Genomic DNA, 17,502 nt, shown 5'->3' on the forward strand with positions numbered 1-17,502 from the left:
TCCTGCCCAGCCTGGAACCCGGCGTGCAATCGGTCGTCTTGGGCCGTTCGTCCTGCTGGACGAGGTCCCGGCCAACGCCGAAACCTGGACGCTCGGCGAGCTCTTCCGGCTCGCCGCCGCCCAGGGCATCCGCGGCGTGCTCGCCTACGCCGACCCCGTCGCCCGGTTCGCCGCCGACGGACAGATGATCTTCCCCGGTCACCGCGGCACCATCTACCGCGCCCACAACGGCCTCCACCTCGGCCGCACCAGACCTCGCCTGGAATGGATGCTCCCCGACGCGACCGTCCTGTCCGAGCGCGGGCTGCAGAAGATCCGCACCGGCGAACGCTCCGCGGGCTCCACCGAGCGGCTGCTCATCGCCTCCGGCGCCACCCCCAGACGCTGCGGCCAAACCCGCCGCGACTGGCTCACCCAAGCACTGCGGGAAGCCGGCGCCCGGCAGGTCCCGCACAGCGGCAAACACAAGTTCGCCTGGGTCATCGGACCCCGCCGGATGCGCACACGCATCACGATCGCGGCCCCCAGCTTCCCCACCCGCTGACCACCCCACACAACCGCAGGGGCTCGAACCATCCTCCGTCCCCGCCTTTCGCGACCCCTCTGGAGATCAGCATGTTCACCGGCCACCCCCTCGACATCAGCCCCATCCAGCTCACCGGCCCGCAATGGGAGGCGATCTTCGCCCGCGTCGGCGACATCACCATCGAAGACTTCGCCGACCTGGCGAACCTGCTCGCCGAGGCTCAGCAGGCTCTCGACACCCCACCCCCGTCCCGCCCGGGCCAGAATTCCGGCCAGCGACCCGGCTGGCACCCCGGCCAGCGACCGGGCAGCCAGGGCGGCAACCCGCTGTCGACGCTCGCCCTGGCCGACACCAGCGACGACAACAACTGGACCTTCATCCTCATCGCGCAGGCCGGAGTGCTCCGCCTGGCCACCGAGCACCTGCCCATGACCAGCGTCACCGACCAGGACGAACGCTCCAGCCGCGACCACGTCCGCGCCGTCCTTCATGACCTCATCACCTACCGCAACCAGCTGCTGCTCGACGCGGCCACCACGACCATCGGCCGCGCCGGCATCGACGCCTACGTCGACCACGCCGGCCTCGACACCGACCACCTGGCCGAACTGCAGCCCTACCACCAAGACATCAGCCAAGCCGTCACCGCGCTGCTCACCCGCTACGGCCCCAGCCAAGCCCTCATCCGCATGCGCGCCCTGACCTCCGGCCTGCCGCCGCTGGCCACCGTCCAGGCCGCGCAGCTGATCTGCCCCCGCTGCGGCCAGGCCGACACCATCGCCGAGATCGACACCGCCACCCGCCGCAACGGCCTGACCCTCCTCGACGACAGCACCGTGGCGATCGAGCTCCAGCAGACCGTGTTCGAACGCGAACGCTTCGCCTGCCTCGCCTGCGCCACCACAATCCGGCTTCATCCCGACCTCGGGATCACCTACACCAGCACCACCGCGAACCGACGCCACCCCGGCGACGGGGATCCCGCCAACGCGGCCTGAGCAGCGCGCCGATCCCACCCGATCCCACTTGATCCCGCCGATCCCGGCCACCTGATCCGTCCCTCCTCACCCGGCAAGCCCCAGTGAGGAACCCGTTCAAGGCCACCCCGAGCCTGCGCGCCCGGGGTGGCCTTCTCCTGTTCGAAGGACCCCTTCCCCATGGCATCGACTCCCCTCAGCTCAACCAGCCCTTCCGGCCCGTCCAGCCCCTCCGCGTGTGAGACCTTCACCCTCAACGCGGGCCCGTACGGAACGCTCGAGGTCCGAGCCCGCCCCGACCTGGCCACCGGCCGCCTGCGCTGCCAGGTCAACGGCCTGCGCGTGCGCGGGGTGTTCATCATCGAACCCGACTTCCCCGACAACCCCGACCCCGCCGCGATCACCCGCGTGAAGGTCAGCTACGGCGACCTGCCCCCAGCTCACTTCCACGACGCCCGGCACCGCGCCAACCGGCCGGTGCTCTACTCGACCGTCACCCTGGTCTGCCACAGCTTCGTCGACCTGGCCGCCGCCCAATCCGGCGGCAGCACCAGCACGCCCTACACCCTGGGGGCGACCATCTGGCGCCAGGACCCGGCGACCGCGAGCGAAGTCGTCGAAGTGCCGTACGGCACGGGCCGGTTGGCGGCCGCCATCCTGGCGGTCCTGGCCGTGCACTGGCTGCAACGGCCCGGCGCCGACCAGCTCCGCCTGGCCGCCGCCCGCCACGCCATCGCCACCGGCAACCTCATCGGCCAGCAGCACCGCCGCATCGAAGCCGCCGAACAAGCCCTCGCCGAGGCCGAGCAGCACCTCGCCCTCCAGCGCGCTGAACTGCTCAGGCTGCGCCGTCTCCTCTCCCACCCCTACCCCTACCGCGCACCCTCCCCCTCCTCCGCTCCCGCAGCGGCGGCCGTATCACCGACTGCCGTCGAACCCGGTGGCCAACCCGGCGCTGCACTCGGCGCCGCACCCAGCAATGTCGCCGAGCAGCCCGATCCGTCGACGACTCCCGCGGCCGCCGATGGTGAACCCCGATGACCAGCACCGCTCCCGCAGGGATGAGCGGCTCCGCCAGCACCCTGGAACGCCTGCGCGACACCGCTGCCCGCCGCCGGTTGCTGTTCCTCAACATCGGCGCCGGCGTGCAATCCACAGCCCTGGCCCTGATGGCGGCCCTGGAACAGATCGAACGCCCCGACGCGATGGTCTTCGCCGACACCGGCTGGGAACCAGCAGCCGTCTACGACAACCTCGCCTGGATCGAGCGCGAACTCGCCCAGCCCATCGATGTCCCGCTCATCAGTGTCAGCGCCGGCAACGTCCGCGACGACGCCCTGCGCACCGACGGCCCCTACCTCTCGCTGCCCCTGCACGTCCTCCACCCCGGCGGCGCCCACTCCGTCATCCGGCGTGCCTGCACCCGCGACCGAAAGGTCCGCCCCATCGAGCGGCTTGTCAGGGCCTCGCTCGGCGCCCGCATCCACGCCGACGGCAAGGTCGGACGCGTCCCCGCAGGCCGCCGAGCCACCCAGATCATCGGCTTCAGCCACGACGAACCCACCCGAGCCGAACGCATCAACGACGACGCCCCCGCCTACGCCGAATACGACACACCCCTCATCACCATGGGCCTGACCCGGCAGGGCTGCCAGCACCTGCTGGCCAAGCACGGCCGCCCCGACGTCGCCAAATCGGCGTGCGTGGGCTGCCCGCTGAGCGGCAACGCCCGCTGGCGGGCCATGAAAGCAGGCCAGCCCGCCGAGTGGGCCGATGCGTGCGAGTTCGACGAACGCATCCGGCACGGCCACCCCGGCTCCCCCACCCCGCTGCGCGGCCAGGCCTTCGTGCACCGCAGCCGGGTCCCGCTCGCCGACGCCAACCTCGAACGCATCACCCGGGGCGAATGGCGCGAACGTCAAGGCGAGCTCGACCTGACCGCCGCCCCGCGCCTGGACAGCACCATCGATGGCCGCCTGGTCGACCTCGACGACTTCGACGACGACCCGCCCGGCTGCTCCCCGTTCGGCTGCCGTCGAGGCGAGATCCCCACCGCCCGGGCCGCCGAGGCCGCCGCCTGACCCCTTCCTTCGTCCCCGGCTCGCTGATGTGGCGAGCCGAGCCTTCCCCTGACCACTGGTTCGAAAGGACTCAAGCCATGATCCATCTCGCCCCGATGAGGCTGACCACCGACCAGGTCCTGGCCATCGCCGCCGCCAGCGCCCCCAACGACGGCGACCAGACGATCGAGCCGTTGGCCGTCACCGCCGTTGACGATCTCAAGGTTGTCCTTCGCCTCGCCCAGGACACCCTGGCCGGCACCGCCGTCGCCCGCATCCGCGTCGCGTCCAACCCCCGCTTCTTCGACCGCGCCACCAATGACTGGAAGGACGGCGACAGCCTCTTCCTGACCTGCAACATCTGGCGCGACCAGGGCGAAAACGCCGCCGAGACGGTCATTATGCAGAGTTCTTTGAACTGATCACGTGTGGTCCTGCGGCGATGCGTCGCGGACATGTCTTCAACGCAGGCGGACCAACTTCCTCCTGCAGGACCCGCGTCCCTGTGATCATTCACGCCTCTCGGATTCGCGATCTTCTTTCGATCAATCCCTATTCCTGTCAGCTCGCGAAGGAGCTTCAGCATGGCCATCGGAGACACCACTATCACCATCGTTGGCAACCTGGTCGACGACCCCGAGCTCAAATTAAGTGAGCAGGGCACCGTCATCGCGGCCTTCACCGTGGCGTCCACTCGCCGCGTGCTCAACAAGGCGACCGGCAAGATGGCCGACGGCGACACCGTGTTCATGCGGTGCTCCGCCTTCCGTGAACTCGCCGAGCACATCGCCGAGTCAGCCTCCAAGGAACCCGCGTGCTGGTCACTGGACGTCTCCAGCAGCGCAGCTATGAGGACAAGCAGGGGGTCAAACGGTGGGTCATCGAGGTTATCGTCGAAGACGCTGGTGTCTCGCTGAAGTTCGCGACCGCCATGGTCAACCGGGTCACGCGGGAGAAGGTTCCGCACCCGGCCGAATCCTGGGATAACGCCTCCGACCCATGGAACGGCGAGGGCGAGGAGCACCAGGAGCTGGCCATGGCTGGTGCCGGTACGGGTTTCGGCGGGCAGGAACCGACGTTCTGATCATCCAGGGTCTGGGCCCGCTGTGCGGGCCCAGACCCGTTTCCGAATGAAGCAGCGGCCGCGCGATAGAACACCGCCTTCCGGGGGCCGCGGCCCCCGGCCCCGGATGTCAGGGCAGGAGCTTGTTTAGCCGGGTGAACAATTGTGCCGCGCGGCCGAGGGTGGCCTGATCGATCGGGTGCTGAGCCAGGATGTCCTTCTGCTGACGGAGCAGGACGGCCGCCGGCTTGAAGTGGTCCAGCTTGCCGCCAGCGATGTTGTTCTGACGGAAGTAGTCCTCGACCTGCCGGACGATGCGAGGGTCGCGGGGGTTAAGGTCCGCAGTGGTGATTGGGCTCGTCAGCTGCTGGTCGTAGGCTTGGTTGACCAGAGTGAGGTAGAAGTCCGGATCGAAGAGGTCTTCGATGTCGGCGTCGGCGGTGCCGGTGAACTCCCTGATCTCGACGAGGCCGTTGGCGGCGAGCTGGCCGTTGGCCCGCAGGCGCTGGACGGCCCCGACGTCCTTGGTGCTGGAGTCGACTAGGACAGCGACGTGGAGCTTGTTCGCGCCGAGCAAGGTGACGAAGGTGGACAACTTGCCGGAGCCGCCAATCGGCGTCTTCACCCAGCGGGGATCGAGCCCGTCCTGCCCCTGGCCTTGGGCCAGGTCGGACAGGACGTCGAGATAGATCAGGTCGCTCGGGCCTTCGAGGAGCAGCGTGTGCTCGCCGACGAACAGCGTCTGGCTCATCTCGATGCCCATGGCGGTCAGCAAAGGGAAGACGGTGTCGTCGTCGGCCTCAAAGATCTCGGAGGATATCTTCGTGCCGACCTTGTCATGGTCGACGACGGTGCGCACGCGGTGCAGGTGGTCGGACGAGACCATGAACGGCGAGTGCGTGGTGTAGAGGACCTGGTGCCGGGATGCCAGGCGCTCATCGATGAGGCGGAGCAGGTCGTGCTGAGCCCGACCGTGCAGGGACAGGCCCGGCTCGTCCAGCAGCAGGATGAGGTCTCGATCGGACTCTCGCTCCAGGTCGGTGAAGTAGGCCAGGAAGGAGAAGAACCAGACGAAACCGCGCGAGCGCTCGTCGAAGGGGACGGAGGCGCGGTGGCGCCGGTTGAACACCCGGATCTGCAGGATGGGTCCCTCGTTGAACGGAGGGAGCGCTCCGTCTTCCGCCGGAAGAACTTCCAGCTTGACCTCGAGCTCGTCGTTCTGTGACCAGTACTCGAAGACCTCGTCGGAGATCACGTTGCCGGAGTTCTCCAGTTCCCTGATCAAGCGCTCATGCTGATCGGTCCGGTGAAAGTCCTCCAGATCGACGTCGGCCATGGCCAACAAGCTGAGCAATGCCTGCTCGCCCCGGGTGATCTCTCCCTCATCCCGGCGGCGGATCAGCTCGGGAATGGAGACCTTGCCAGGCATCGAGTCGTAGTCGTCGAAGTAGACGAATTTGGGCATGCGTGGCCATGCGTGTTTGTCGATCAGGCGAAGGGAGACATTCTGATCTCGCCATCCGCGGATGCGGTCGGCGAGTTCCCTGGCGGCGGCTGGCGCCTCCTCCAGATTGTCCAGGGCCTCCAACAGGTCCTCGCTCGTGGTGGTGGCGCTGACCTCCTCAGTGGCGGCCTTGGGAAGGTCGAGCCCGGAAATCAGATGCCTGATGATCGCCTTCTCGTCATAGGAATGCGTGATGGAGACGGTGTCGCTGCGGTAGCCCTTCGTGACGGTGAACTCGGGGCTGAGCAGCGCCCCCGGACCGAGGTCTTCTTCGATCTCGGCCACCTCGTCGTCGCTGTAGCGGAAGGTGGCAACGATGACAGGAATTCTCTGCTTGGGACGGAATTCCTTGCGCTTGCGGGTCAGCCGCGCCGGAAAGTCGATCACTTCGTCGAACTTCGCCGACGACTCGACCGGGTTGAGCCGATAGAGGGCCTGCAGCCCGGTAGTCTTTCCCGACTCGTTCTTGCCGACCAGGCAGGTGACTGCCTTCTCGACGTCGAACGAGCCGGAATCCTCGATCGATCGGTAGTGCGTGATGTGCGCTCTGATGAGCTGCATGTTTCCTTCCAGGGTTAGGCCCGGCGCATCAGGAAGGAGCACACGTCAGCGACAACATGGCAGGCCGGTGTGGCCTGGCTGTTGGCCTCGGGATAGGGTCAAGGCGCGAATCAAGACACACCCCGGTGCTCGCGTGAACCCGCGTGCGCCGGGGTTTTCGCTTGCCGGGAATTAGCGTACTCCTCTGCGGCGACAACTTTGTATTTCGTTCCAATCGGTCATTTCGACCGAATGTGAATCGGTTTTCGCAAGACAATTTGCGAACGGAATTCTGCATCAAGTGCCCGAACTCGAACTGTCAGCCCTCAACGGCCTGTACAGCCGCAGCCTGGCCGGACCCAACATCACCCGCTACACCCGAACCGGCCACTACTTCTACGTCCTGGCCGACGGCAACGCCGTCAACAGTGTTTCCCATGGGCGTTCCGCTGGATCACATGTGAGATCGTCTGATCGTGGACCTCCTCGACGACTACCTGACCGGGGTGCGCGCCGCTGGTGCGGTCTTCTGCCAGTCCATCGCGCAGCCGCCCTGGGGCATCCGGTTCGCCCGGCCCGCACCTTTGGTGCTCGGCATTCCGCTCCGGGGTGAGGTCTGGATCTCGACCCAGGAGCCCGAACCGGCCCAAGTACCGGAAGGTGCAGTCGCTCTCATCCGCAGAGCGGCGGCCTTCACCGTTGCCGACACACCTCAGACCATGCCGCAGGTCATCGTCGACGGCCCCGACTACTATTGGACCACTGCGGACAGGGCTTCCGCCGACCCGCACGAGCTGGCTCTGCGCCCTCGAACTTTCGGATTCGATGCCAACGGCCCGGACTTGTTCGTTACCGCCGACTTCCCGCTGCAAGGCGAGGTGTTCAGCCGGCTTCTGGACACGCTTCCGACCGTGGCGGTCGTGCCTTCCGGCCATCGGACCGGGCCGTTGCTCGAAGTGCTGTCCGCGGAGGTCGACCAGGAGGAACCCGGTCAGCAAGTCGTCCTCGACCGGCTTCTTGACCTGCTCCTCGTCCGATCGCTGCGGGCCTGGTTCACACGCGAGGACGTGCAGCCGCTGCCCGGATATCGCGCGCTGTCCGACCCCGCGATCGGGGTGGCACTCCGCCGCCTGCACGAGTCCCCCGGGCAGCCCTGGACCGTGGCCTCACTGGCCGCCGAGGCCCGCATGTCGAGGGCACAGTTCGCCCGCCGCTTCACCGAACTGGTAGGCCGGCCACCACTCACCTATCTGACCGACTGGAGGATGACCCTCGCCGTTGACCTTCTTCGCCAGCCCGGCGCCACCGTCGCCGGTGTCGCACACGCCAGCGGCTACGCAGACCCCTTCTCTTTCAGCGTCGCCTTCAAACGCGTGCGAGGCGTCCGTCCCAGCGAACTGCTGAACCAGAGACAGACCGCCAGGCCCGCTGCCGCACCCACTGGCCAGGCTTAACGCGCCCGCGTGTACTGGGTGACTGCTTCCTTAACGACAGGTTCCCCGCGGGTTCAGCGTGAATGAAGAACTCCACGTTGGAATCCACGGGCTTTCGACAGCTCATGAGCAAGACCATGTCGAGTTCAGCTCAAGCGCCGCGAGACTGTCGCTGGATGCACCCCTGCCACCGGCGCCTCGCACATCGGGCAGTCGAAGCGTTCGATGGCGGCGGCCGGATCCACGAGCTCGCTCATGTCGCAAACCTAGCCCGAGCCGTGTTCTGCGAAGGCGGTTGTGCGAGAGGTTATGAGATCGACGTCGGAAGACAACCGGACGACCGGCAGGGGGTGGGCGTCTCTCGCAGAATTGGTCATTTCTGCGAGCACGGAGCGTCACTGTAACTACGCAGAGCTACTTTGGGCCCTATCGCACGAACCCGAGCGGTGGGCCCTCAACGCCAGCGGCCGCTCATGGTGCGGGCAGTCAGGCGTGAGCGTCTCTATGACGCGACTCTGGTCATGTTTGACCCACAATTGGCCGTTTGCGCCAACTGCTGATCTCGGACCCGGGTACGGCTCACCCATGACGCGCCTGCCGATCTACGAGCCGATGATGGCCCAGTAGACGCCGCACGAGACCTTGCCCTGGAAGGAGTCGTCTGCAAGCGGCTGACCTCCCCCTACCGGCCGGGCAAACGCAGCGCCGAGTGGATGAAGGTCAAGAACTTCGCACACACCGAGGTCATCATCTGTGGCTGGAAACCCGGCGGCGGCCGACGCTCCGGCCTGCTCGGCCCCTGCTCCTCGGCGCGCACGACGAAGCAGGCCGACTGGTCTACGTCGGGCACGTTGGCACGGGATTCACCGCGGCGATGCTCCGTGATCTCCAATCGCGGCTGGAACCGCTCGAACAGCCCCATCCGTCATATAGCTGCCCGCCCCTCGCGAGCACGCCCGCGACGCCCACTGGGTGCAACCCGTTCTGGTCGGCGAGGTCCAGTACGGCCAATGGACCAGCGACCATCGACTCCGCCACCCCAGTTGGCGAGGCCTACGCCCGGACAAGGGCGCGCGAGAGGTGATCCAGCCCGGCCTGCGCGCGACAGGCTGACCGTCCGTCCAACCTGGCACCTCAGCGCCACGATTCGACTACACAGAGCCAGTTTCACAGGTCACAGCTCTTGCCCAAACGCCCAGACAGAGCGATCGTCGCAGTATGCCTGACGCTGCCCCAACGCACCCTCCAGCCCCACGGCTCAACACCTGTACAGAACCCGCGGGCATGGACCCTGCGGCCGCCTTCGAGCACTTCTACCGCAGCCGCCACCAACACCTGCTCTCCAAAGCGGAGACGTTAACCGGCAGCCGAGACGAAGGCGAAGAACTGGCAGCACACGCATGGGCAGAAATCTGGAGCCGCTGGAGCGAGATCAGCCGCGCCGAACGCCCCGGCCGCATCCTCGCCCTGGCCCTCTCCGCAGCGGCCAAGCAGCGAGCCGACAACCGCGCCGCCGAGCAGGCGCTGCTTCACTGGCTCGGCCACCTCGCCGACGACACCCTCATCGATGAGCCGGACACCGCCGCCGTCGTGGATGCGCGCCTGGCGACCCGACGCCTGCCCAGAGGCCAGCGGATCTGCATGGTTCTGCGCTACGCCTTCGACTGGACCCCTCGAGAGGTAGCGGACCTACTCGGCACGAGCGCCAGCACGGTGACCACCCAGGCGCGTTCCGGCGTGGCCGAAGTGCACCGGCTCCTGACCACCGGATCTCTGCGCCAAGACCCTCCCCGGCGCACGCTGACGTTCGTCATCCTCGGCACCCGCCAGCCCCGGCTGCCCGCCCGGCGCTGAACCCGAACGGAGCTGACAGCCCCGCCACGACCCAGCTCGCCTGAGCGTCGGCCACCCCGGCAGAACGCCGATCACCGATCGTTGATTGGTTCGGCGTGCATGCCGAGCCCTCTGAACCCGATCGAGGCCCTCGGCCCGCGCACCAGCCAGTCCGGATCACGTCACAGGCCTGCCCTGACCGGACGTCCCCGGCGCTGCCCGTCAGGCTGGCAGGTTCCTGACCAGAGCGCTCGGACCGTACCTGAGCGCCACCGCTCGCCTCCTGGCCGACCGCGCGCCCGTGCCGGGCCGGGGTCTCGCCGTACGGCAGGCGCCGCCGACCGTAGGAGCGCCGCTCCCCGCCCACCCGCGCAGGGTGCCCGCCGTACCGCACCATCCCGCCGTACCGGACGGTGCCCATTCCCGCCGTACGCCCCACGAGGGCGGACCCCGGACGGGCCCTGACCGTTCAAGCCCGAGGATCATGGCTGGCCGCCGACCGCCACGTCCCCTGCTCGGGGCGTGTTCCGATCAGTCAGCCTCGCAGGCACGGTCCTCCGCGCAACCGGGCTTTCGCTGCGCTCACCCCCGCCCCTCAAGATTTTTTGGCGCGCGTGATCGCCGTACCGGGTGACCGGCCCGAGCACGCCAAAACATCTTGCTGACCGGGGGCCGCCCGGTTGCGCTCCGTCCCTTCCGCCTGCGTGCCCGCCTTCACCGGAACACGGACCCCCCGAGCAGGGGGCGCACGGAAGGAAGCCCACCATGACCCTCGCCCTGCCGATCACCGCCGAACTCGACCTGGCCACCTGCACCAGGCCCACCTGCAACGCGACGGTCCCCCTCACCGAGACCGTCGACCTCATCGGCGACGACGGCAGCCGCGGGCGCGAGTGCCTGGCCTGCCTCTCCCAGCGCGTCGACGGCTACCGCCAGGCGCACGCCGACAGCATCCCGCTCCCCTACTAGCCGCCCAGGCGGGGCCCTCGGGCCCCGCCCCCGGCAGCACTCCGCCCCCGATCCGGCCCCGATCCGGCCCCGATCCGGCCCCGCAATCCACCCGTCCTGGAGGGACACCATGGCCAACGACACCGTCATCACCCTCGTCGGCAACCTGGTCGACGACCCCGAGCTCCGCTTCACCCCCACCGGCACCGCCGTCGCCCGCATCCGCGTCGCGTCCAACCCCCGCTTCTTCGACCGCGCCACCAACGACTGGAAGGACGGCGACAGCCTCTTCCTGACCTGCAACATTTGGCGCGACCAGGGCGAAAACGCCGCTGAGAGCCTCCGGCGCGGAATGCGGGTCATCATCCAGGGGCGCCTCAAGCAGCGCTCCTACGAGACCGCCGAAGGCGAGAAGCGCACCGTCTACGAAGTCGACGTCGACGACATCGGCCCGTCCCTGCGCGGCGCGATCGCCAGGGTCACCAAGGCCAACCGCAACCAGGCCGCGCCCGAGGACCCCTGGGCCACCGCCACCCCGGCTCCCGCCGAAGACAGCGAGGGCCAGGACAACCTCGCGATGGCGGGCGCAGGCGCCGGCGCCAACGACGGCGAAACCCCGCCGTTCTAACCCCACCCCCGGTGACCCGCATCAGCGGGTCACCGGGATCCCTATCCATGCCGCCGACCGACCGACAAGGGAGCAACCCCATGACCACCCCTCCGCCGCAGCACACCAGCGTCGAAGCCGCCCGCGCCTGGGCCGCCCTCGACGCGATCGAAACCTCCTCCGTGCTGTGGGACCAGACCGTCTACCGCACGTTCTACCTGGACGAGGACGCCCAGCTCCTCCAGCAGCCGGGCTCGCCCACCCACATCACCGACCTGGCCACCGTGCCGAGCTCGTTCAGCCTCTACGCCCGCGATGACATCGCTCCGGAGATCTTGAGCCGCTGCAAAGCCGCGATGTGCCTGGCCGGGATCGTGTGCGAACTCGACGGCGGCACCTGGCTGGTCGCCATCGCCCCGACAGGACAGCTGCTGTTCAAGGGCCAGCCAGCCACCCTCGACGAGCTGGGATACCGATCGCCGGACCTGCTGGTGGCCACCGAGCAGGAGATCGCCGAGGGAACCGCGATCACGACCGAGGGGGAACAGGCGATGCTCCCGCACGAGCGGGCGCGGCGCCTGCTCGGCCTCGACCCCAGCCAGGCCGAAGCGCTCTTCTCCAGCGGCAACCGCTTCGACGACCTGCTCCGGCAGCTGGAGCAGCTGTACGGCCCGCGCCCCGAACGGCCGGCGGCAGCATGATCGACGTGACCGCTTCACAGGTGGTCGGCGCGTTCGTAGCCGACCCCGACCAGGTCACCGTCCAACGGGACACCGAGCGGCTCCTCGTCGGTGACGCTCGCGTCCTGTGGGACCTGGCAGCCCTACCCGCTCAGGCCACCATCCCTGCGACCAGCCACGAGCCGACCGGCCGGCTACCGCACCTCGACACCATGGTCGACGACGGCACCTGGGCCTGGCACCCACAGCGCCGCCCCAGGCTCCTGCGGCCAACCCCTCGCTACGACCTGGCCGCCGCCTGGCGGCAGCTACACGGCGACTACCTCCACGAAGCCGACTCCTACGCCCGCATCGACTGGTCGCCCTGGTCCTACCAGCAGGCCCGCATCGGGCTCCTGCACCACACCCCGCTCGCCGTTAACGACGCCTGGCTACGGCGAGTGCACCACACCTACCCAAGCCTGGTCATGTCCGGCATCGATCCGCGCATGCCGCTGGTCATCCTCACAGGCGCCGAGGCCCGCGTGGTCGGGTTCGCCGACGCCGCGATCCTGCCGGACTCCAGCCGCGACGTGCTGACCGCCATCTCCAGCACCCTGCCCACCCACGTCTGACCGCGTCTATCGCGCCTGACCGCGCCCGGTTGGCCCTCGCCCGGTTGGCCCTCACCTCCGGCGAGAGCCAACCACCGGCTCACCCGGCAGGCAGGACCCCCGCTCGATCACCCCCGGGCTCTCCGCCGCCCGCGCCCAACCCGAGGCCGCCACCGGCCACCGACCGCACTTCTCCAAGGGAGCCCCACTCATGCCCATCTTCGCCAACAGGGTGCTCAACGTCCGCACCAGCCACGACAGCCTGCGCGGCAACCGAGACGTCAACGCCGACGCCCTCACCATCGTCGAATGCGGCAGCCGCCTCGCCGTTGCCATCGCCGACGGCGCCGGAGACAACGAAGGCGCCGCCGAATGCGCGCGCATCGCCGCCCTGCTCGCCTCCGCGATCACCGCCGCCACCGGAAACCCCATCCGCAGCCTGGACGAGACCGCGCCCTTTCTCACCGAGCGGGCCGACGCCGCCGCCATCCCGCTCACCGCTCGCACGACCGCCACCATCCTGGCCATCACCCACGACCACCTAACCCTGGCCTGGGCAGGCGACTCCCCCGCCTGAGCCATCACCCGCGACGGCCAGGTACGCGGCCTGACCGACCCGTCCTGCCACCCCTGCCTGACGCCCTGCAACATCACCGAACCCCACGAAGGAGCCGTCTACTCCCCGCACGGGGTCTCCCTGGACCGCGGCGAGGTGGCCCGGCTGATCCTGACCAGCGACGGCCTGACCGCTCACCTGGCCAGACCCGCGCGCGCCAACCACGTCCAGGCCATGACCGACACCCTGGCCCGAATCGCGCACCCGGCCAACCACCTCCAAGACGTCCTGGCCGACCTGCTCGACCTGACCCGTGACCACGGCCCGCTCGACAACACCTCCATCGCCGTCGTCGACCTCGCTCCCTAACCCGATTCCGTCACCCGCGAGCACCACCGCCCGCAACGGCCTCCGCCCTCCGACACACGTCGGAGGGCGGAGGCCGTTCTGTTTCCCGATGAGGAGCTGACGCCCATGACCGCCGAGCTCGTCCACCTGCGAACCCCCGTTGACCTCCTGGCCGCCATCCCCTACATGCTGGGCTTCCACCCGGCCGACAACTCCCTGGTCGCGCTGGGCTTCCTCCGCCGAGCCCGCCCCAGCCCGGAATGCGTAGCGCGCTACGACCTGCCGCACGACAGCGCCGACCTGCCCGACCTGGCCGCCGACCTCTGCGCCCTGCTCCACCAGCGCAACCTCGATGTGGTCGCCCTGGTCGGCTATGGCCGCGGCGAAATCGTCACCCCCGCCTTCGACGCCGTCACGACCCGGCTGGATGCTGCCGGGATCGAGGTCCTCGACGTCCTGCGGGTCGAGGACGGCCGCTACCACAGCTACCTGTGCCACGACCCGTCCTGCTGCCCACCCGAGGGGCGGCCCTACGACACCACCACCACGGCGGTCGCCGCCGCCCTCGTGGCCCGCGGGCGCAGCCCACTGCCCGACCGCGCCACCTACATCGCCCAGCTCAACCCCGTCGACGGCGCCGACAGGCAAAAGATCACCGCAGCGACCCGCGCCGTCTGCACCGAGATCCGGCAAGCCGCCACCCCGCCCCGGAGCTGGTATCGGCAGGGCAAGCAGCGCGTCCACGAAGCCCTCGAACACGACGCAGAGCTGTCGCCCGACCAGGTGGCGTGGCTGGGCGCCCTCCTGACCGCGATCTACATCCGCGACGCCGCGATGGCCCTTATCGGCCCTTTCCCCGAACAGATCCACCTGCGGCTGTGGACCCAGATGACCAGGCGCGTCGATCCCGCCTTCGCCGCAGCCCCCGCCGCCATGCTGGCCATCACCGCGTGGCGCGCCGGCGAAAACGTGCTGGCCGAAGCCGCCGTCGACCGGGCACTGAGCACCACTCCCGACTACAGCCTGGCTCGCCTCGTCCGAACAGCCCTTCGGCTCGACGCCCACGAAACCCGCACGGCGGACCTCGCGAGCATGGCCGACACGATCGACATCTGCGTCGAGCGCAAGCCCGAAGGCGCCAGTCCGGTGCTTCCAGAAGGCTGGTAGCCCCGCACGACGCTCGCGATGGCCAGCGCCAGGAGCCTCCCGCCGTACAACTGACGCCCACCCCTGCGCGCCTCGCGCGCCTCCGCCCTTGCGCCGGTCACTCCTGCCGGAGGAGGGGATAACGGATCTCATACAGGCTGGCATCCCGGCAGGTGATGTTGGCCTCCACCACCCGACCCTCCGCAGCGCCCGCCGTCGCGATCGCCGTACGCGTGACACACAGCACCGGCATCCCAGCCGCCAAGCCGAGCAGATCCCGCTCCTCCACCGTGGCCGCCCGCGCCGAGATGATCCCCTCCCAATCCAGCCTGCCCCAGCCCAGCTCGTTCTCCATCCGGTCGTAGATACCGCCCACGCCGGTATCCGCCGCGGCCAGCACCGTCCCAGCCGCCAGATCCGCAGGCAGGAACGAGGTGGCCAGCTGCCGCACCCGGCCAGTGCCCGGATCACCCATCACCCGGCTCCGGACGATCACCGCATCACCGGCGTCCAACCCCAGCAGCGGCGCGACCTCAGGCGGGCACAGCCCCTCCTGCACCGTGGGCGGCTCCACCGCGCGCAGCTCCTGCACAGCCCGGCCGAAGAAGTAGCCGAGCTCATCGCGGTAGACCCCGGCATCCAACGGCACAGTGCTGCGCTCCGGCTGAATGCGCACCGTGGTGCCGCCCCGCCGTACCGGCGACACCAGCCCCTCCGTCGTCAGCTGAGCAACCGCCCGGCGCACCGTCGTCCGGCTGGTGTCGAACATCGTCTCCAACTCCGCCTCCCGAGGGATCTTCGTCCCAGGCGGATACTGCCCAGCCGCGATCGCCTCGCGCAGGGACTGGGCCACCTCATGCCATCGCGCCATCTCGCTCACCTCTCAACCGTCATTACATCACTATCTATTGACCCCTCGAAGGTCGCCATCCACACTAATAGATAACTATCTATTCGGAGGTTTTGATCGTGCAGGAGGACTTCGAACGCAGCCGCATCCACGCGTTCTTCCGCCGCGTCGCCGGAGCCGTACCCGGCGACGACAAACCCGCCAGCCTCGTCATCACCCACCTGCTGGCCGAACGCGGCGCCTTCCTCACCGGCGTGGCCCACGTCAGCACCATCGCCGCGGTGCTCCCCAAGCCCCGCTCGATCGACGAAGCCACGCTCCGCCAGGTAGGCCGCACCCTCCAGGTCGACGAACTCGACCGCCACCGCTTCGCCGACCCCGACCAGGCCCTGGCCTACATCGAGTCCCGCGCCGCCGGACAAGACCTCATCCTGGCCGACGTCGGCGGCTACTTCGCACCCGTCATCGGCCACCTGGCCGCGCACTTCTCCGGCCGGCTGCTCGGCGTCGTGGAAGACACCGAGAACGGCCACCAGCGCTACGAGCGCCAGGAGAAACTGCCGTGCCCAGTGCTCAGCGTCGCCCGCTCCCCCTTGAAAAACCCCGAGGACTACCTCGTCGGCCAATCCGTCGCCTTCAGCACCGAAGCCCTGATGCGCAGCCGCGACAACATCCTCAACGGCCGCAGAGCCTGCGTGATCGGCTACGGCAAACTCGGCAGCTCCATCGCCGCCCTGCTCCACGCCAAGCACGTCGACGTCACCGTCTTCGACCTCGACCCGGTCAAACGGGTCCAGGCCCTGTCCCAGGGATTCCGCACCACAGCCACCCTGAGCGACGCCCTGGCCGGAGCCGGAATCGTCTTCTGCGCCACCGGCAACATGGCCCTGCGCGAGGAAGACTTCGGCCGCGTCGCCAACGGCGCCTACATCGCCAGCGTCACCAGCAGCGACGACGAACTCGAACTGTCAGCCCTCAACGGCCTGTACAGCCGCAGCCTGGCCGGACCCAACATCACCCGCTACACCCGCACCGGCCACTACTTCTACGTCCTGGCCGACGGCAACGCCGTCAACTTCCTGCACGGCGCCTCCGTCGGCGCCTTCATCCTGCTCGTCCAAGCCGAGATCGTCGCCGCCATGGCCCTGCTGACCCGCGGCGAGCACGACCCGGGCATAGCCGAAGTCCCGGCCGAAGTCCGGCAATCAATTGCGTCCACCTGGCTCAACTACTTCCATGAGGTGCCATGACCGTCTCCCGCGAACACATCAGCGCCACGCTCACCCGCTACCTGGCCACCCACCCCGACCGCGCCGGCGAGGTCGCACGACTGCAGCAGGCGCTGGCCACCAGCGACGACCTGTCCTCCCGCAGCACCTTCCCGCTCCACGTCACCGCCGGAGCCGTCGCCATCGACGACACCAACAAGGTCCTGATGATCCACCACCTGGCGCTCAACCGCTGGCTCCTGCCCGGCGGCCACCTCGAACCCAGCGACACCAGCCTGTACGGCGCCGCGCTCCGCGAACTCGAGGAAGAAACCGGACTGCCCTGGCAGCACGCCGTCTCCCCGCCCAGCCACGACCTCATCCCCGTCGACATCGACATCCACGCCATCCCCGCCAACCCCGCCAAGGGCGAACCCGACCACTGGCACGCCGACTTCCGCTTCGCCTTCTGGACCAAGCCCACCCCGCTGTCCATCCAGCCCGAGGAGATCCTCGCCTACGATTGGCGCGACCGCAGCGAACTGCCCACCCCGCAACTCGTCGCCCGCGTCCACGCCATCTGACCCACCCCGCGAACTCAGCCACTCCCAGCCCAGCCCCCGCTCCGGC

At 68.8% G+C, this 17,502-nt stretch carries 19 protein-coding genes and 2 pseudogenes; 19 read left to right on the top strand and 2 right to left on the bottom strand.

Annotated features, from left to right (window positions below):
* Positions 1 to 136 precede the first annotated feature (136 nt).
* From ACIBH1_RS44715 to ssb, 6 genes and pseudogenes are all read left to right on the top strand, one after another.
* Positions 137 to 544 (top strand): hypothetical protein, encoded by a 408-nt coding sequence (locus tag ACIBH1_RS44715; RefSeq protein WP_397320197.1) that lies wholly within the window; start codon positions 137 to 139, stop codon positions 542 to 544.
* A gap of 71 nt (positions 545 to 615) precedes the next feature.
* Complete coding sequence (locus tag ACIBH1_RS44720) at positions 616 to 1,524, top strand: hypothetical protein (protein WP_397320198.1); 909 nt, start codon at positions 616 to 618, stop codon at positions 1,522 to 1,524.
* A 159-nt stretch (positions 1,525 to 1,683) separates the two neighbouring features.
* Complete coding sequence (locus tag ACIBH1_RS44725; RefSeq protein WP_397320199.1) at positions 1,684 to 2,544, top strand: hypothetical protein; 861 nt, start codon at positions 1,684 to 1,686, stop codon at positions 2,542 to 2,544.
* On the top strand, positions 2,541 to 3,584 hold the full coding sequence (locus ACIBH1_RS44730) for a hypothetical protein (RefSeq protein ID WP_397320200.1): 1,044 nt from the start codon (positions 2,541 to 2,543) through the stop codon (positions 3,582 to 3,584). The genes ACIBH1_RS44725 and ACIBH1_RS44730 overlap by 4 nt, the downstream gene beginning before the upstream one ends.
* 77 nt (positions 3,585 to 3,661) lie before the next feature.
* Positions 3,662 to 3,985, top strand: a complete 324-nt coding sequence (locus ACIBH1_RS44735; protein WP_397320202.1) for a single-stranded DNA-binding protein — start codon at positions 3,662 to 3,664, stop codon at positions 3,983 to 3,985.
* A gap of 162 nt (positions 3,986 to 4,147) precedes the next feature.
* Positions 4,148 to 4,647 (top strand): annotated as a pseudogene (gene ssb, locus ACIBH1_RS44740) (single-stranded DNA-binding protein).
* A gap of 109 nt (positions 4,648 to 4,756) precedes the next feature.
* Here ssb and ACIBH1_RS44745 read toward each other — a convergent pair.
* Entirely contained in the window at positions 4,757 to 6,691 is a 1,935-nt protein-coding gene (locus ACIBH1_RS44745) for an ATP-dependent nuclease (protein ID WP_397320203.1), read from the bottom strand.
* Positions 6,692 to 7,146: 455 nt separating this feature from the next.
* Here ACIBH1_RS44745 and ACIBH1_RS44750 point away from each other — a divergent pair, with 455 nt between their 5' ends.
* The 11 genes and pseudogenes from ACIBH1_RS44750 (at position 7,147) to ACIBH1_RS44800 (ending at position 14,835) form a co-directional block, all read left to right on the top strand.
* Positions 7,147 to 8,124: an AraC family transcriptional regulator gene (locus ACIBH1_RS44750; RefSeq protein WP_397320204.1), complete on the top strand. Its 978-nt coding sequence runs from the start codon at positions 7,147 to 7,149 to the stop codon at positions 8,122 to 8,124.
* 688 nt (positions 8,125 to 8,812) lie between these two features.
* A pseudogene (locus tag ACIBH1_RS44755) lies at positions 8,813 to 8,977 on the top strand (hypothetical protein); the annotation flags it as partial.
* 98 nt (positions 8,978 to 9,075) lie between these two features.
* A complete protein-coding gene (locus ACIBH1_RS44760; protein WP_397320205.1) occupies positions 9,076 to 9,216 on the top strand; it encodes a hypothetical protein in 141 nt (46 codons plus the stop codon).
* Positions 9,217 to 9,387: 171 nt separating this feature from the next.
* Complete coding sequence (locus ACIBH1_RS44765) at positions 9,388 to 9,957, top strand: sigma factor-like helix-turn-helix DNA-binding protein (protein WP_397320206.1); 570 nt, start codon at positions 9,388 to 9,390, stop codon at positions 9,955 to 9,957.
* Positions 9,958 to 10,701: 744 nt separating this feature from the next.
* The gene (locus tag ACIBH1_RS44770; protein WP_397320207.1) at positions 10,702 to 10,905 is read left to right on the top strand and encodes a hypothetical protein; all 204 of its coding nucleotides are present in this window, start codon (positions 10,702 to 10,704) and stop codon (positions 10,903 to 10,905) included.
* Positions 10,906 to 11,014: 109 nt separating this feature from the next.
* Positions 11,015 to 11,512, top strand: coding sequence for a single-stranded DNA-binding protein (locus tag ACIBH1_RS44775; protein WP_397320208.1), 498 nt, complete (start codon positions 11,015 to 11,017; stop codon positions 11,510 to 11,512).
* Positions 11,513 to 11,592: 80 nt separating this feature from the next.
* A complete protein-coding gene (locus ACIBH1_RS44780; RefSeq protein ID WP_397320209.1) occupies positions 11,593 to 12,192 on the top strand; it encodes a hypothetical protein in 600 nt (199 codons plus the stop codon).
* A gap of 5 nt (positions 12,193 to 12,197) precedes the next feature.
* A complete protein-coding gene (locus ACIBH1_RS44785) occupies positions 12,198 to 12,785 on the top strand; it encodes a hypothetical protein (protein ID WP_397320210.1) in 588 nt (195 codons plus the stop codon).
* A 190-nt stretch (positions 12,786 to 12,975) separates the two neighbouring features.
* Positions 12,976 to 13,341 (top strand): hypothetical protein, encoded by a 366-nt coding sequence (locus tag ACIBH1_RS44790; protein WP_397320211.1) that lies wholly within the window; start codon positions 12,976 to 12,978, stop codon positions 13,339 to 13,341.
* Positions 13,342 to 13,476: 135 nt separating this feature from the next.
* Positions 13,477 to 13,689 carry a hypothetical protein gene (locus ACIBH1_RS44795; protein ID WP_397320212.1) on the top strand — a complete coding sequence of 71 codons (213 nt, stop codon included), beginning with the start codon at positions 13,477 to 13,479 and terminating at the stop codon, positions 13,687 to 13,689.
* Between the two features lie 105 nt (positions 13,690 to 13,794).
* Complete coding sequence (locus tag ACIBH1_RS44800; RefSeq protein WP_397320213.1) at positions 13,795 to 14,835, top strand: DUF4192 domain-containing protein; 1,041 nt, start codon at positions 13,795 to 13,797, stop codon at positions 14,833 to 14,835.
* Positions 14,836 to 14,932: 97 nt separating this feature from the next.
* Here the strand turns inward: ACIBH1_RS44800 and ACIBH1_RS44805 are convergent, their stop codons facing one another.
* Positions 14,933 to 15,685 carry a GntR family transcriptional regulator gene (locus tag ACIBH1_RS44805; RefSeq protein ID WP_397320254.1) on the bottom strand — a complete coding sequence of 251 codons (753 nt, stop codon included), beginning with the start codon at positions 15,683 to 15,685 and terminating at the stop codon, positions 14,933 to 14,935.
* Positions 15,686 to 15,783: 98 nt separating this feature from the next.
* Here ACIBH1_RS44805 and ACIBH1_RS44810 point away from each other — a divergent pair, with 98 nt between their 5' ends.
* Together ACIBH1_RS44810 and ACIBH1_RS44815 are read left to right on the top strand one after the other, a co-directional pair.
* The gene (locus tag ACIBH1_RS44810) at positions 15,784 to 16,914 is read left to right on the top strand and encodes an adenosylhomocysteinase (protein WP_397320214.1); all 1,131 of its coding nucleotides are present in this window, start codon (positions 15,784 to 15,786) and stop codon (positions 16,912 to 16,914) included.
* Positions 16,911 to 17,456 (top strand): NUDIX hydrolase, encoded by a 546-nt coding sequence (locus ACIBH1_RS44815; protein ID WP_397320215.1) that lies wholly within the window; start codon positions 16,911 to 16,913, stop codon positions 17,454 to 17,456. The genes ACIBH1_RS44810 and ACIBH1_RS44815 overlap by 4 nt, the downstream gene beginning before the upstream one ends.
* Positions 17,457 to 17,502 lie beyond the last annotated feature (46 nt).

The sequence above is a fragment of the Nonomuraea sp. NPDC050663 genome (assembly GCF_044456985.1).
Classification (GTDB): domain Bacteria; phylum Actinomycetota; class Actinomycetes; order Streptosporangiales; family Streptosporangiaceae; genus Nonomuraea.

Bases quoted from the DNA above. Each gene is read 5' to 3' on its own strand.
- ACIBH1_RS44730 (WP_397320200.1), top strand. From the start codon at position 2,541: ATGACCAGCACCGCTCCCGCAGGGATGAGCGGCTCCGCCAGCACCCTG.
- ACIBH1_RS44800 (WP_397320213.1), top strand. From the start codon at position 13,795: ATGACCGCCGAGCTCGTCCACCTGCGAACCCCCGTTGACCTCCTGGCC.
- ACIBH1_RS44805 (WP_397320254.1), bottom strand. From the start codon at position 15,685: ATGGCGCGATGGCATGAGGTGGCCCAGTCCCTGCGCGAGGCGATCGCG.
- ACIBH1_RS44725 (WP_397320199.1), top strand. From the start codon at position 1,684: ATGGCATCGACTCCCCTCAGCTCAACCAGCCCTTCCGGCCCGTCCAGC.
- ACIBH1_RS44790 (WP_397320211.1), top strand. From the start codon at position 12,976: ATGCCCATCTTCGCCAACAGGGTGCTCAACGTCCGCACCAGCCACGAC.
- ACIBH1_RS44735 (WP_397320202.1), top strand. From the start codon at position 3,662: ATGATCCATCTCGCCCCGATGAGGCTGACCACCGACCAGGTCCTGGCC.
- ACIBH1_RS44780 (WP_397320209.1), top strand. From the start codon at position 11,593: ATGACCACCCCTCCGCCGCAGCACACCAGCGTCGAAGCCGCCCGCGCC.
- ACIBH1_RS44770 (WP_397320207.1), top strand. From the start codon at position 10,702: ATGACCCTCGCCCTGCCGATCACCGCCGAACTCGACCTGGCCACCTGC.
- ACIBH1_RS44775 (WP_397320208.1), top strand. From the start codon at position 11,015: ATGGCCAACGACACCGTCATCACCCTCGTCGGCAACCTGGTCGACGAC.
- ACIBH1_RS44745 (WP_397320203.1), bottom strand. From the start codon at position 6,691: ATGCAGCTCATCAGAGCGCACATCACGCACTACCGATCGATCGAGGAT.
- ACIBH1_RS44765 (WP_397320206.1), top strand. From the start codon at position 9,388: ATGGACCCTGCGGCCGCCTTCGAGCACTTCTACCGCAGCCGCCACCAA.
- ACIBH1_RS44720 (WP_397320198.1), top strand. From the start codon at position 616: ATGTTCACCGGCCACCCCCTCGACATCAGCCCCATCCAGCTCACCGGC.
- ACIBH1_RS44815 (WP_397320215.1), top strand. From the start codon at position 16,911: ATGACCGTCTCCCGCGAACACATCAGCGCCACGCTCACCCGCTACCTG.